We start from the raw sequence: 16,136 nt of genomic DNA on the forward strand, positions 1-16,136 counted from the left end.
TGTGGCGGAGCTTTTTTGGACATCCGTGTCGCCGGGCAGCGAGAATGCCGTCCGGCACGTCCTTGCCCTCGACCTCAGTACCGTCCCAGGTTGCGCCGCTCGGCGTCCGTGAGCCGCGCCGCCTGTTCCTCGCTCAATTGGCCGCTGCCCAGGAACTGGAAGGCGCTGCCGGGATCGTAGGACGCATGCTGCTGCGATTGGCCACGCGGCTTGTCCACGCTGCTGGTCCGGTCGCCGAAGCCCAGCACCTGCACCTGGATCACCGACGGGCGCGCCTGGCGGGTCTGCTGCTTGACCATGTCCTGCGCGGCCTGCACTGCGCTGCCGGCCGCGGCCGTGGCCGAGGTCAGCGCCGACACGTTCACCGACGCCATCACCGGCAGGCCGGTGGATTCGCCCTGCACCTGGATGTTCTGCGCGTTGAGCACCTGCAGCGCCGCCAGGTTCACGTTGCCCGACACGCGGATTCCCGCCTCGCCCGCGTCGATCGTGCCCAGCGGCGCGATCAGGTCCACGTCGCCCGGCGCCACTTCCGGGATCGGGTTGAGCGTGGCGATGCCCGCGCCGGACGATGGCACCTGCGGCGCCAGCGCCACGTTGCCCCACTGGTCGTAGGTACGCCGCGGCGGCGTGTACAGCACCGTGGTCCTCGCGCCGCGGCCGGCGTTGATGTCGCCCTCTTCCGACCAGGCGAGGATGTCGCCGCCGAAGGTGGTCATGATCCGCGACAGGCCGAGCAGCAGCGATTGCTCGCTGAACAGCCGGATGTCGCCCTGGCCCTGCGTCATCACGCCAGCGCTGGCCGGCGGCGGCTCGCCCTGCACGCCGACCACGATCTGGCCCCCGGGCGCCATCATCTCGATGTTGCCGCCGAAGTTGGTGTGCACGCCCGAGCCGCCGTACATGACGATGTCGCCGCTGCGCTCGATCTTCTGCCCGCCCGCGTCCTGGTCCGGGAACAGCGTCGCGATCATGTTGCGGCCGCGCAGGTAGGAACCGTAGCGGCGGCTGTCGGGATCGTTGTATTCGCGCCCGCCTTCGCGCAGTTCGCTGTAGTACACCTCGCGCAGGAAGATGCGCTGCTGCTCGGGCGCGAGCCCGTCGAAGTAGGCCAGCGTCTGCTCCGTGGAACCCGAGAAACCGAAACGCTCGGACAGCCACTTCGCGAGATCTTCCTCGTAGGTCTTGGCGACCTTGCCGGGCTGGTCGGCCAGCGGCAGGCCCGAGTCGGCGAGATTGGCCGGATCGAGATAACGCTCGCGCAGCGCGGTCCAGTCCACACCGTCCATGCCGGCCATCATCGCGACCGAAGCGCCGGGCCGCGTATCCCCGGCCACGATCGGACCGATCGAGGTCACGCTGGCCCGGTCTTCCATCAGGATCGTGCGCCCGGCGCTGATCTCCAGCGAACCGGGCCCGGCTACCTGCACCCCGGTATGGACGATGTCGCGCCCGGCCTCGACCAGCGAGGTGTCGGTGCCGTTGCTGTGCACCGCCAGCAGATCGGCCCCCAGGATGTCGCGCCCGGCCCGCATCCACACCGGCGCGCCGGCTTCGTACCAGGTGGTGATCGTTCGTTCGCCCCTCGGCGTACGGTCCAGGTCCGCCCCGGTCCGGATCGCACCGGAATTCAGGCCGACGATGTCGCCATCGACCGCGTAGATGCGCGTGGGCGTCGGGCTGCCTGCGTGCAATGCAGTGTTGACGGCCGTGTTCGGCCCGAAGGCGAACAAGGGGGCGTAGCTCTCGGGCCCATGAATAAAGCCGTCGACGGACAGGTTCGACGTAAGAGGGCGCGTTATATCACTGCCGTAGCCTGCGAAGGCAGGCGCGAATGGCGACGGGAGTACGGCATCCGCACCGGATGTGCCGATCGAATAGGTATGGCCGGTGGCGTAGATGGCGTTGCCAGCCAGTAACTCCAACTCGCCATTCGTCGAGGGTGCCAATAGCAGCATGCTATCCGTAGGGCTCTCGGTCGAAGTCGGATTCGTATCCAAATAAGCGCCTCGCCCGAGCTTGATATCACCACCCGCAGCCACTGCCGAGAAGATCGACGGATAAAGCAAATACTGCCTACCACTTGGCCCTGTCCATTCGGCTTCCACGTTGCTTCCGCGCCTGCTCGCAGAGGGCAACAGGGTCGGTGTTAGATCGCCTCCAGCCGAGAACAGATTGATGGCGGTATTCCTAGTCCAGAGCGAGAACCATCCCAGCCCTTGCCCCGCATGATCGACGCCGTTCCAGGTCCAAGGCGAGGTATTCGGAACGGCAACGCGACCGGGATCGCTTGCGCCTCCCAACACCAAGTCACCACGTGTATCGATGTTGGTCACGGCGTCACCCAACACCAGCACTGGCCCGCCCATGGCGAGGCCACCGGCTCGGGTGAAAGGATCGTCCGTCCTAATCCCACCACCACTACCACCGTAACCTGCGGTAAGCCCGCCCAGCATTCCACTTTCCAGTACCAAGGCTCCGCGTAGATTCGTCAGTACACCATTGAGATCCAGATTCTGGTTTCGATCCGCGTTCTGGCTTTCCTGCGACGTCGCCCGCAGATCTGCATTGAAAGCGCCACCGGCCTTGATCGACAGGTCGCCACCGCCGGTCAGCACCAGATCGTCGCCCACGACTCGGCCGGTGGAGCCGACTGCGGCCACCAGTCCCTGCGAACGAGCCGCACGATAGCCGCCGGTCGTATACACGCTGTCGCCACGCGCCTCGACCACGCCGGCGTCCCGGCCCGCATTGATCTGCACATTGCCACCGCCCAAGGCGCCGATACCGGTGAATCCCACCAATCGCGGCGTGGCCTTGGTTGCGGTCGAGGCGTTCACGTAGGTACCGAAGTTGATCCACCAACTGGTGGCGATACTGTCCATGCCCGCGGTACTTCCGCTCCCCTGGCGCCATAGCCAGTTGCCCACCGCACCGCTGGCATAGAGGGCCGCACCCTCCGTGCCGGTGGGATCGCTCGAAGCGCTTGATCCCCAGCTGTCGCCCACCACGTCGCGCCCGGCGGACACCAGTACATTGCCGCCCTGGTCCGGATACCAGGCGCGGTAGGCAGCCAACGCGGCGGAGTAATCCATGCTCTCGTCCACATCGCCCAGGATGGACGTCGTACCTGCACGTGTGCCGCGCGGCAGGTTGAAAGTTGCGTTGGCAGCCTCGCCACCGGGCAGCGAGGTCTGCGTTCCTGCGGTATAGATGCCGAATGCCGACATCATTTTTATGTCACGGCTTGCCAGCAAGCTCAGGTCCCCACTGCCAGTGCGCAATACGCTGTAGAGGGGATACTCGGGGGTATAGGTGTAGATATTGTTTCCGCCACCGCCGCTGCAGAAATCGCCCTGGTTGCAAAACTCGTTGAACGGTATCCCGTAGACATCGCGCGCGAAATCCTCTAAGCCGAACATGTCCAGGAATTCCCGTTCGGTCAGTCCAGCCACTGAAGTATCCCCGACAAGATTGATCGATCCTGCCTCGGACAAGACTTTGGAAGCTTCGACGGTTGTGCAATAGCCCCCAAGATTACAGAACTCACTGAAGGGTATTCCGTAGACATCCCGCGCGAAATCCTTTAAGCCGAACATGTCCAAGAATTCCTGTTCGGTCAGCCCGGCTACTGAAGTATCCCCAACGAGATTGATTGATCCTGCCTCGGACAAGACCAAGGCGCTGCCGCCGGTCGTTGCCCCTTTTAGGCCATAATGCGTATCCGCCAGCACGATATCACCCTTGCTGGCCACGTTGAGCGCCCGCACATCCGCCGAACTCAGATCGGCACCGGCCACCGCGGTCAGGTCCCACGACGTCGTGCCTTCCGGCAACATTTCCGCCAGCGCCCAGTTGCGACGGTTCTGGCGCCCGTCCGCATCTACCGGCCACAGGTTCACCGGCTCGTCGTTCACCAGTTCGACCTTGGTCATGGACGGAATCAGTGAACCTCGCGCCAGCGTGATCCGCCCGCTGGTGGAGAGCGCCATCGGCAACGGCACGCCGCGCGGCCAGGTGAACGCCGCCACCGCCGCGCTGTCGCGCAGGTGGGTGCCTGCACCGAGCTGCGCGCCGGCCGTCAGGGTCAGCGCCTCCGGCAACACCGTGCCCGCCTTGAGATGCGTGCCGTCGGCCGTGACGACGTCCGCGGCCAGCACCTGGCCCGCGGCGAGCGTCAACGTACCGGTCAACGTCACCGCGACCGGCAGCGTGGTGCCGCCGGGCAATGTCGCTGCCCGCACCGGAATGTCGTAGTTGAGCGTGGTGCCGGCCGGGAACTGCGTTCCCGTGTCCAGCACCACGCCGTCGATCGGGATGACGATATCGCCGCCGAACGGCGTCTTGCCGGCGCCCATGTTGTCGCGCGTCTCGCTCAACACCCAGCCGGCGCCCTTCTCGTCGGGATTGTCCGGCGGTGGCGCGAAGCCGTCGTTGATGCTGCCGTGGATGTTGAGGTCGCCCGCCGCACGCAGGACCAGCGCGCCGGGCTCGCCGAAACCGCGCAAAGCCGGGTCGGCACGATTCGCCTGCGGCCCGTAACGGTAGCCGGACAGGTCCAGATCGCCGGATACCGTGAGGTTGCCGGTCGGATTGGTCGTGGCGTTGCTGACGATTTCCACGCCGGGGCGCAGGTGATGGTCGCCCAGATTGGCAAGCCGGCCACTCAGGGCGGCATTGCCCAGCGCAGCGTCGATGAACGATTGGCTGTCGAGATCGATCCGGTCCAGATAGGCCTGCGTGATGAGTTGCGGCCGCGAGCCGGAGACGTCGGGCAGCTCGGCCAGCGGCGCATCGTCGTAACTGCGGAACGCGTTCACCGCGATCATCTTGGCACCGCGCACGTCGAGCGGACCAGACACCTGGATCGCCACGTCGTCCATGCCCACGCGCGCAGCGTTGAGATCGAGCGTGCCGCGTGCCACGCCGTCGTTCTGTCCGGCGGCCTTGCCCACCGGCACGGCCGTGCCGGCGCGCAGGTCGATCGCCGCATTGTCGGCCAGGGTCAGCGTGCCCTCGCGGCTGGTGAGATCGATGACGGCGCGATTGGGACTGTCGATGATCTTGCCGTAGCTGTCCACGCGCAGACCGGTGGCATGCGCATCCAGCAAGCCGTTGATGGTCAAATCGCCCATCGCGGCAAGACGGATCGCGCCGACCTGGTAACCGGACGCATCGATCGTGCCGTTGACGGTGAGATCGCCGCCGTCGAGCACGATCTGCACCTCGCGCGCCTTGACGCCGTCGCCGACGACAAGATCGCCCTGCTTGATCTGGAAGCGGCGCGCGCCGAACAGCCCGCCCTTGTTCAAGCGTGCATTGAGTCCGGCAAAATCGGCCAGCGTCTGCGCACGCAGCGTCAGTTGGGCCGCGTCATAGGGCACCACGGTACCGCCCACATCGTGCTGGCCGCTGGCCGAACCCAGGATCGTGCCCGCCAGATCCACCTGTCCCGCACCGTCGCCCAGCGCCGTGACCGTCATGGCACCGGCTCGGTTGTGCTCGGCCGACAGGTCGATCACCGAACCCGCCGACGCAACGATATCGCCATCGGCACTGGCCATGGCGAGATCGCCACCCCAGCTGTACTTCTTGACGTCGAACATCTGGACTTCACGACCGGACAGGTCGATCCGCGCGTTGTCGCCCAGGTCGATGTCGCCGGCCGCGTCCAGACCCAGCTTGCCGGAAGCCAGCGCGACCGTGGTATCGATATCGATGGTCCGGGCCGACAGTTGCAGCTCGCCGCCGAGCGCGTCGTTGCCCGCGGTGGTTCCGGCGCCGGTCAACGCGATCGCATTGCCCGCGGACATCCGCAGCGCAGAGCCGGACTCGCCCGTCACCAGCGGGCTGTTGAGGGTCAGGTCGCCACCGCTGTACTGCCAGCCCTCGCCGGCGACGTAATCGCCTTGCTGGTGGTACACCGCCAGCGAACCCTTGCCGCTGGACGTGATCGCATCGCGGGCGGTCAGGTTGACCGAACCGAAGCCGAGCGCGAGCCGGTCGGCGGATACCAGAGGCGCCGGCTGGGTGTTGGGGGCGTAGCCGAGCAGGATGCGGTCGGCCTTGATATCCAGGCTTCCGTCGCCGAGCAGGTCGCGCATCGCCGCGCCTGGTGCAGCGGGCGTCGCGACGCCGGGCAGCGGATTGGAATCGGCGGCCACTGCGCCCGACCAGATGAACTCGCCCGCGGTGATCGTGGCGGTGTCGTTCGCCGAGCCGTAGCCATAGATGGCCGGCGTACCGAACACCAACCGCTGGACCGAGGATCTACCCGAGCCGGCAGCCAGGGTATTGAGCTCGACCGAGCCGAACAGGTTGAAGGATTCGCGCGCGTTGAGCACCAGCGTCTCGAGCGCGGGCGTGCCGATGGCGGTGTTGCCCTTGAGCAGGCTGGACAGCACGTCCTGGTTGAGCGACATGCCGGGCGGCAGATGGCCGGCGGCGGCGGCTTCGTTCAAAGCCTGGGTCGAACCGAGATTGACCGCGGAAACGCCGAACACCAGGTTGCGCGCACCGTAACTCAGGTTGTCACGCAGTGTGAAGGCTTCATTCGTCGAGACCGCAATCGTGCCCTCCGTGTAAAGCGTGGTGTTGCCGGAGCAGATCGAAGCACAGCTGCCGATATCTATCGGCGTGCTGCCGGCATAGGTTGGCGCAAGCAGGTTGATCCAACCATTGGACACCGCGAGTACACCCTGAGTTGCGGGCGCGAAGAGGAAACCGTCGCTGGAATCGTAAGCCGGTGCACCGCGCCCGAGCGTGGTGATCGAAGCCCCCTGCTCGACGAGAATGCCGCCCGATGTACCGCCGCCGGCAACGAGGAACACTTCGGGAGCAGACAACACGGCTCCCGATCGCAGCGTCACGTTGCGTGCCCCCTGGACGAACTGCACCAGATTGTCGCCGTATCCCTCGTTCAGATAGGGCAGTCCCCCTACCATCATTCGTGAAGCGCCAAAGGCATTGAGATCGCTGGCATAAAGCGCCACACCATCCGTGCTCACCGGCGCCTGACCGTCGGCCAGGATCTCAATGCTCGAATTCGAGGACGTGCGCACCAACAAGCTGCCACCAAAACCCTCGCTTCCGCTCTTCGGTGCAAAGCGCGCTTCACCATCAAAAGTGAGCGCAGGCGTATCGCCCAGCCCAGCACCACTGGCTAGATTGAGGTCCAGCGTCTTGGCGTCGCTGGTCAACATGCCACGGGTTACACCCCGTCGCTTGGCATCGGCCAGCACGAAGGCGTTGTAGCTGGTCTCGTTGTAAGAGGACTGGGCACGCACCGTGTCCGCAGGTGTCAAAACGACCTGGCTCGGCAAAGCATTGCGGGTGCCGGTGTTGGCCAACCCGAGCGTGCCGGCCACGACGTAGGAACCGGTGCCGGTTCCGGTCGCTCCCGCCAACCCGGTTTGACTGGGTGCGCCGATCTCGACGCGGAACGCGCCAGGCAACAACGCATAGGTCGACGGCATCAGCGTATAGGTGCCTGCCGGCAAGCCGGGTACGCCTTCCGGTATCGTCAATTGCTGGCCAATCGCCGGGTTGCCCGCTCCTGCATCGGGCGATACTGGCGCGTAGCTGCCGGCAAAACTTGGAACGATGGCATAGACCGCATTGTCCGATCCGCTGAAACCGTAGGCAGGGCTGGCGTTGGCCAAGGCAGTATGCAGCACGTCTACTGAACCACCACGCCCGCTGACGAAGCCTGCCCCCGTCAGTTCGCCGCCGCCGGACAAATCCAGTACGGCTCCGTCTTGTACTTCGATCGCCTCGCCGCGCAGGGAAATGCCGCGCTTGATGTCATTTTCGTTCCGGTCGCTCACTGCATCCAAGGTGAGCTCGTTGCCATCGTACTTATAAACAATCCCATCCACGGTACCGCCATAAGGCATGACCAGATCCGCGGCGCTGACCGACGTGAGGCTGCCGGGCAGGAAGTCCACCTGCGAACTGACCGTTCCAGAGCCCATGTCTCCGTTCGCCCCGATCAGGATGCTGCCGAGCGGTGCGCGCACCACGCCGCCTTGGTCGATCTGGGCAGCCGCCAGGGAAAGCGTGCCAAATGCCGAATAGGGAACGTCCGGTGTTGCCCCCCCATTCGACCGGACGGTCAGGCGGCTGTCCGGGTTGGAGATGATTGTTAAACCCTGGCCTTCGTAGTCCTTGGACAGGCCCACCGCGATGCGTGCCCGCGCGGCGGTGGCGGGATAGATCTGCGCTGCAGTGAGCGTCAGGCTGGATGGCGCGAGAAGCTGGGTCGGCCAAGTTGTACTGGTAGGACGCTTCAATGGGCTGTCCAGCAAGCGGATATCGCCCCGGCTGGTCAGCGCCGCATCGTCGAACCCGGCGAAATCGATCGTGTCGCGGATGTCGATCAGGTCCGCATCGACGGCGAGCCGTTCATCCTGATCGGTCCTGAACGGAGCGCTTTTGGGAAAGACCGCATGTTCGGACGCAAATGGCATCGTGAATTCCGCTTGCGCCAATCGAACATAGGGAGCGGCGATCGAGAGCGTCGCCGCTCCGGCGGCATCCTCTGCCATTCCGAGACTGCCATACAGACGGATGCTGCCGCCTGCGCGCAGGGTGAGCGCCGACTCTGCGCGCACGTCGCCCAGCAGCGAGAGATGATCGAAACCGCCGCGGTCGATCGCATCGAGCCCGAGGCGCCCATAGCCATAGACCAGGTTGGCATCCGCCATGCCCGCACGCAGGCCGGTGGACAGGACGCTTTCCCCCTGGGTTTCAGCCAAAGTGATGGCGCGAGGCGCCAATATCGCCGGATCCTGCGGCCCAGACCAGATTGCGCCCGTCAACGCCAGGCCCAGCGTGCCGCCAGAAGCGCCTTCGCCACCCGCCGCCGCACGCAGGGTTCCGTCGAGATAGAGGCCGTTCGCCGAGCGCAGCACGATCGAACCGCCATCGGTGGCGATCGTGTGCGGCTGCACTGACGAACTCAGGCCCGTGCCCGCGATGTCGAGTACGGCGCTGGTGCCCGAGGCATCCAATACCGCGCCAGGGCGGACAATGAGGAATCGGTCCGAAGGACGATTGGGATTATTCGGCGTGTCTTCCCAGTCCAGCGCGCCCCCCACCTCGATGGAGCCGCCGTCCTGGACCACGCCGTAGCGCCGGCCGTTGGCGTCGAGGGCGACATGGCTGCGTCCGGCGACGTCCAGTACCGCTTCGTCGCCGATCCAGACAGAAGTGTCATGCGGCGCGGAAGCATAGCCCGCGCCGGTATTCTCCATACCCGGATCGGTGATCGCGATGCGCCCGCCCCACGCATTGAGCGCGCCGTCGATGGTGATCTGCTTGCGGCCGCTGAGCTCGATGGTCTCGCCGGGATCGACCGTGACGACCGCGCCCTTGCCGATGTCGAGGGTGCCATTGAGCGTGGCATGGTTGCCGGTGCCCAGCTTCAGGCTCGCGCCGCCCCGCTGGGTCATTGCCCCCTTGGCCGGGTCCTCCAGGTAGACGGGTGGAGTCCAGCGTTCGAGCACCTCCGCCGGATCGGTCCCCGTCGGCGCGCGCGTACCGCTGGCCCCCAGCCGATAGACCGGCATCGTCACGTCGAGTGCCGTACCTTCGCTGACCGTCAAGCCGCCATAGCCATTGATGTCGTACTGCGAGAAGCCGGACTGGAACAGATCCGTGGACAACGTGATGCCATCGGTGCCCGACGGCGTCCCGCCGATGGTGATCGCGGACGCGGTTTCGATCTTGAGCGTGCCACCGCCCTTGACGCCATAGCCGGCGATCTCGCCATCCAGCGCCAAGGTGCTGTCGAGCGGCACCAAACCGGCACGAGCGGCAGGACTGAGGCTGACATCGCCACCCTGCCCCCCGCGCAGTTTGTTGCCTGCCAGCAGGGCCGCCCCGGAAGAGGCGTCGATGCGGCTTCCTGCGGCCAGCGTGAGGTCGGCATACGAAGACAGCGAGACGGTGCCGCCGTCGATGTGCGCGAGCGCGCCGGGGCGCGATGGCCCGATAGTGTCGTTGACCCACAGGCCGCGCACGTCCAGCGTGGCGTGTTCGCCTAGCGTGATGGAAGCGGCGCCGTCGCTGTTGGACAGCAGTTCTTCGGCACCCTGGCCAGTGCCGCCGGCGAAATAGTTGGTGGCCGAGATGCTGCCGCTGCGCGCGGTGATGCCGGCGCCGATGTCGATGGTCGGCGCCACCAGTGCGACGGTCCCTCCATCGGCCAGGATCAGATCGCGCTCGATGCCGATGCTGTCGCGCGTCTTCAGCTCGATCCCGCCCAGCCCGCTCCGGTTGAGCCGGTCCGCGTCCAGCCAGGCCGTCCCGATGCGGTCCTCGGCGAGCGCATCGGTGGCCGCCAGCGCGGACGCGATATCGTCCACCTGGCCGATCTTTACGTTCACGTCGAACAAGCCGTTCGGCGCGCTCGTATCCAGGCCGTAGCGCCCCAGGACCAGCGAGCCCGCCTTGGCCACCGTGTTCTGCCCCAGCTTGTAGCCATCGATGGCGCCATCGGCACGGGCGCCGGTCTGCTGCCCGCCGTTGAACACGTCGGCGACGATATCGCCTTCCAGCACCGCGGTCGGCGCGCTGATGACCAATCGACCGGCATCGCGCCCGACCGTATAGCCGTTCTCCAATCGCCGCTGCGGGGCCAGGATCGGGCTGTAGAAGTCTTCCTTCACGCCCCAGCGGGCATGGTCGAGCGTGTAGCCGGTGTACAGGCCCGCGTACACCGCATTGCTCGGCCCCTTGCCCAGGGCGTGGACCTGGCCGTCCTGGGTGCGGAGCCAGGTCTGGTTGATGTAGCCGCTCTGCACGTCCAGCGTGCCGCCGGCGATGTTCACGGTCGAGCCGGCCTGGGTGACCACCTCGTTGCCGCCGAGCGTGATGGTGCCGCCCTGCGCCGCCCACTCTCCGATGCGATGCCCCTGGTTGCCCAGGTAGCCGCCCACTTCCAGCAGGCCGTCGGGCGTGTACCAGCGCTCGGATTCATAGCCGCCGGTACCGGCCGGCACATAGACCAGGTCGCGCGTGTCCACCCATACCGTGCTGCTCAGCAACCCACCGTCGCGATTGAGCGGCGAGTCGCGCATTTCGTTGCCCTGCACGTTGAGCTTGATGGCGTTGCTGTCCATCGCCACCTGCACGCCCACCGCGCCGGCCACGTCGAGCTGCGCCCGGCCGGCGACGAAGGCGCGGCTTTGCGCCTCGACCGCGATCTGGCCGCCGGTCGCCAGGGTCAGGCTGTCGCGTTCGAAGGCGACATCGCCGCCGGAGACGATCTCCACGCGCGACTGGTCGCGGCGGTCGGACAGGCGCGACAGGTTGTCGAACGCGCCGCTGCTGCTCTGTTGGCGCAACAGATCCTGCTTGGTCGATTCCTCGATCAGCGCATCGCGCTGGCCGTCCAGTGCGGTGGTCTTGCCATCGTCCTCGACCAGCACCGCGGTCACCGCGCCCTCGCCCAGCGCGACCCGCCCGCTGGCATCGCTGCGCGAGTTCAACAGGTGCACGGTGCCGCGGTTGTTGACCGTGGTGGAGGCCATCGCCACGCCGTCCTGGCGCACGTCATGGCCGGCCAGGGTCACGTCGCCCTCGCGCGCCTGGATCAGGCCGGTATTGCGTACCGTGCCGGAGGGATTCGGCAGCGGGTCGCCGGCCGCATCCACGCCATCGGCATCGCGCAGCACGGCCACCTCGTTGCCGCGCGTGGTCGAGGCGGCATTGCCTGACGTGCTCACGCCCTTGCGGATGATGAAACTGTCGCCCGCCGCCAGCATCGCCTGGCCCTTGGGGGTGGCGATCTCGCCGGCATTGGCGACGTCCGTTCCCAGCAACAGCACGTAGCCGCCGCCATCGGTGGACTTGGCCGGCGCCGCGGTGCGGATCAGCGCGCCCTGCTCCACGAAGACCGCGCCGCCCGCGTTGGTGAAACTCGGCGCATTGCCGGCGCTGTACAGGCCGCTATTGCTGAACTGGCTGTCGGTCATCGTCGCCGCGGCCGCCACCAGGTTGCGCACGTTCACCTGCGAGGAGCCGTCGAACAGGATGCCGTTGCGGTTGAGCAGGAACACCGTGCCGTCGCCGGTGATCCGGCCCTGGATCTGCGACGGGCGCGCGAACGGATCGTTCACCCGGTTCAGCACCGCCCAGCCGGCCTGCTGGTCGAAATTCACCGTGGTGTTGCGACCGACGTTGAAGGTCTCCCAGTTCAGGATGGCCTTGTCGGCGGTCTGCTCGATGTTCACGACCACGCGGCCGTCCTGGGTGGACTGGGTCGGCGCGTTGGCGTTGAGCCAGCCCTTGGTCAACGCGTCGTCGTCGATCTTGAGGCCGCCCTCGCCGAGGCCGTTGGGGATGTCCGAAGAGCGAACCAACGCCGCCTGCCGGGCCTGTTGCTGCAGCGCCTGCTGCAGTGCGATGGCCTGGGCGGCGGTATTGAGATTGGCGATCGACTGCTGGAGCTGCTCGCGCGCGGCCTGCGACTGCTGCTGCGGCGCGGTGAGCGTATTGGCCGGCAGGCCGTTGGGCAGCAACCCGGTGGCCGCCGCATTGCCCTGTATCGCGCCCTTGTTGGCGAACCAGGCCGGGCTGAACGCCTGCTGCGCGGCGACGCTGCCCGCCACCCCGCCCACCAGCAGCAGCGCCGCGATCGAATGGGAGAGCCGGTTGAAACGGAGCGACCTCGGCCGGCCATCGCCCGCAGGCAGGTTGACGCCCTTGCTCTTGCCGGCACGGCATACCGTCTTCGACTCGTTCATCTTTCGAGATACCTTGGCTGATCCACGCATTCGGGGCGACGCAAGGGCACCGGTGCCGCGTCGGCACGGCGCTTCACGTCATTCTTACTTGACGTATCGATCGGCCCAAAAACGACACGACCAGGGCCGTCGTACCCCTCCCGTGTCCAACGCTTTCCCGCAAAGGAAAGCCGGCAGCGACCGATGGCCACTGCCGGCTGGAGGACGGGCCATCCCTGGCCCGATTAGCGACGTCCTTCCAGTGCGATCAGAGCGGACGGCCCGGGACGCCGGCGCAGCCGTTGGCGGTGTCGCCGATCAGCTGCGGCGCGCCCGCGACGGTGAAGCGGTTGCGGATCGCGGTCTTCCAGGTGGCAGTCAGCGGTATAAAACCATGTGCACGGATTGCAGCATCATTATTGAAAACAGCCGCGTAGTTTTTACGCAGGAAGCTCAAAACATTACTTGCCACCGTCGCATCGGCATAGCATTGGCTCAAGATCAGATTCGTGTAACCGATGATCGGATAGCCCGCGGACGGGTTGCCGAAGGTTGGAACCCAATAGGCCGGATCGGCCGCGGCGGCACCGGTCGGCGGCGCAACGGTGTCGAGCGTAGCTTGTATGTTCGCTTGGTTCGGCGAGAATCCCTTGATCCTGGCCACCTTGGTCGCATCGCCCATATCCGGTATCACATCGGGTCCGGTGTAGCCGATTCGGCCATCCGCCGCGTAGATCGTGTTGTAAAGCGCCACATCTCCCCTGATTTGCGGTGAGATGAAGTTGGGAGGGACAGTATTGTTGACGAACACGTTACGGAAGGTTGACTGCACCGAGAAGCCAGGCCCGTATGTAGTACCATTCGGATAAGTTACATATTTAAGCGTAGTGCCTGAAACGTCCGAAGCCCAACATGCCGCCGTCAGGAAACGGGTCAGTATTTCGCTTGCACCGCTACTCTCGTTGCGATAAACGACCGTAATGGCGCCCGTCCTGCCTGAGTTCGGCACTTGGCTCCAATTGGTGAACTTGCCCGAAAGGATCCCGCAGATCGCGGTCACACTCAGGTCCAACGAGCCACCTGCCTTGTTGAAAGGAATGGCTATCGGTGTGGCCGCCATCGGGATCTGGATCAGGTTGCCGTAATTGGCGATGGTGGCGGCATTGCCATCCTGGCTGTTGTACTGCTGGTCGTAGGTACTGAGCTCGGCCGGACTGAGCACCGAATCGCTACCGACAAAGTGCACGTTACCGGTGGTGCCGAACAGCGAGGCGTTGTTGGTCAGGAACGCCGTCTTGCCAATGCCGCTGCCGGTCGCCGCATAGGTGAAATTGGCCGGAAGAATGCTGTCCGGCTCGCCTTTGTACAGGCTCGCGGGAATCGAAGCGCCACCACTCTGTATCGTGACCTGCGCGAACGCCGAGGACGATACCGTACCGGCAAGGGCACACAACATCGCACACAAATACTTGGCCTTGAACATGGAATCTCCCTCCTGGAGTGGTTGCTGGATTCAATGAAACTGGCAAAGCCGGCAGCGACCGATGGCCACTGCCGGCTGGATGACAGGCCATCCCTGGCCCGATTAGCGACGTCCTTCCAGTGCGATCAGAGCGGACGGCCCGGGACGCCGGCGCAGCCGTTGGCGGTGTCGCCAATCAGCTGCGGCGCGCCCGCAACGGTGAAGCGGTTGCGGATCGCGGTCTTCCAGGTCGAAGTCAACGGAATGAGACCATGGGCCCGGATCGCGGCATCGTTGCTGGACGCGACGATAGCGTTGTAATGCTTGCGCAGGAAAGTCAGCAGATTGCTGGCGACCGTAGCATTGGCATAGCACTGGCCCAGGATCAGGTTGGTGTAACCCGCGATCGGATAACCAGCAGAAGGATTGCCGAAGGTCGGAACCCAGTTGGCCGGATTGGCCGCGGCGGCACCGGTCGGCGGCGCAACGGTGTCGAGCGTGGCCTGTACACTCACTTCGTTCGGCGAGAAGCCCTTGACCTTGGCGACCTTGGTCGCATCGGTCACGTCCGGGATCACGTCCGGGCCGACGTAGCCGATACGGCCATCAACGGCGTAGACCTGGTTGTAGACCGCCGTGCCACCCACGGCCGATACGAAGTTGGCCGGCGTGGTGTTGTTGACGAACACGTTGCGGAAGGTCGACTGCACCGAGAAAGCCGGAGCGGCAGGGCTGCCGGCCGTCTTAAGCGTGGTACCCGCAACGTCCGAAGCCGAGCAGGCTGCCGTCAGGAAGCGGGTGAACAGTTCGCTGGTGCCGCTGCTCTCGTCGCGGTAGACCACCGTGATGGTACCGGTCCGACCGGAATTCGGGACCTGGTTCCAGTTGGTGAACTTGCCGGAGAAGATGCCGCAGATTGCGGTCACATTCAGGTCCAGCGCACTGCCGGCCTTGTTGAACGGGACGGTGACCGAAGTGGCCGCGGACGGGATCTGAACAAGGTTGCCGTAGTTGGCAATGGTCGCCGGGGAGCCATCCTGGCTGTTGTACTGATCGTTATAGGTGCTGATTTCGGTGGGGCTCAGCACGGAGTCACTACCGGCGAAGTGCACGGTGACGGTCGACGCCCACGCCGGAGGCGGGTTGCCGCCAGCCGATTCGTTGCGGAACCAGGAGTTCGAATTGCTGGCATTGAACTGCGGGTTGTCATTCAGGAAGTTCGCCTTGCCCGCGCCGCTGCCGGTGCCGGTATAGGTGAAGGCGGTCTGACCGACGCCGCTGGGAAGAATCTCGTCGTACAGATCTTCAGGCAGGGTGGCGCCACCGCCCACGGCGGTGTTGCCCGACTGCGCCGAGGCGACGCCCGCCACCGACAGCAGGCCCAGGGCCAGCGCGGCGGCCATCCGCTTGTTGTGCTTGAACATGATCATCTCCGATTGGTTCTACGTGAAAGTCGAAACCGCGTGAGAGAGGAAAAAGGGTTGCCCCGTCGCCGATCTCCTCCCGACATGCTCTGTCGACGACGGGCCCATGCTCGGCCGCCCGGATGACAGCAAGGCAAAAAATTGTTTGGAGTGCGGCCGCGTTGTTTGGAACTCTCGATTCCTTTTTCGAAAATCCATGCCCGGCGACATGGCCTGGAAGCATCAACCTCTCGAACATCCAGCGAAAACGCTCATTCCGCCGTGCATGCACATGACGGTTCGGCTAAAGAATGTCTGGAAATTTCCGGGAAAATATGACGCGCGTACTTGTTGGACTCAGCGCTTGGCGAGAGCGGGATACGCAAGCATCGCCAGGATTGCCGAGGGCGCAGCGCTGGTTGATGTCCCTTGTCGTCCCGGCGACGCGGAACCCGATGTACTGGCTTCCAGGAGCAGAAGTCGCTGGGTTCCAACCTTCGCGGGAACGACGGCGTTGCACCGAGTCCCTGGTCCGCGCGTTCG

At 65.3% G+C, this 16,136-nt stretch carries 3 protein-coding genes; all 3 read right to left on the reverse strand.

Annotated elements, in window-relative coordinates; genetic code table 11:
- Window positions 1-74: 74 nt before the first annotated feature.
- Complete coding sequence (locus FD678_RS00505; RefSeq protein WP_140718658.1) at window positions 75-12,749, reverse strand: filamentous haemagglutinin family protein; 12,675 nt, start codon at window positions 12,747-12,749, stop codon at window positions 75-77.
- A 247-nt stretch (window positions 12,750-12,996) separates the two neighbouring features.
- Complete coding sequence (locus FD678_RS00510) at window positions 12,997-14,211, reverse strand: substrate-binding domain-containing protein (protein WP_140718659.1); 1,215 nt, start codon at window positions 14,209-14,211, stop codon at window positions 12,997-12,999.
- A gap of 125 nt (window positions 14,212-14,336) precedes the next feature.
- Window positions 14,337-15,620: a substrate-binding domain-containing protein gene (locus tag FD678_RS00515; RefSeq protein WP_305955965.1), complete on the reverse strand. Its 1,284-nt coding sequence runs from the start codon at window positions 15,618-15,620 to the stop codon at window positions 14,337-14,339.
- Window positions 15,621-16,136: the final 516 nt, after the last annotated feature.

It is taken from the genome of Pseudomonas sp. Hp2 (assembly GCF_006386585.1).
Taxonomy (GTDB): domain Bacteria; phylum Pseudomonadota; class Gammaproteobacteria; order Xanthomonadales; family Xanthomonadaceae; genus Pseudomonas_S; species Pseudomonas_S boreopolis.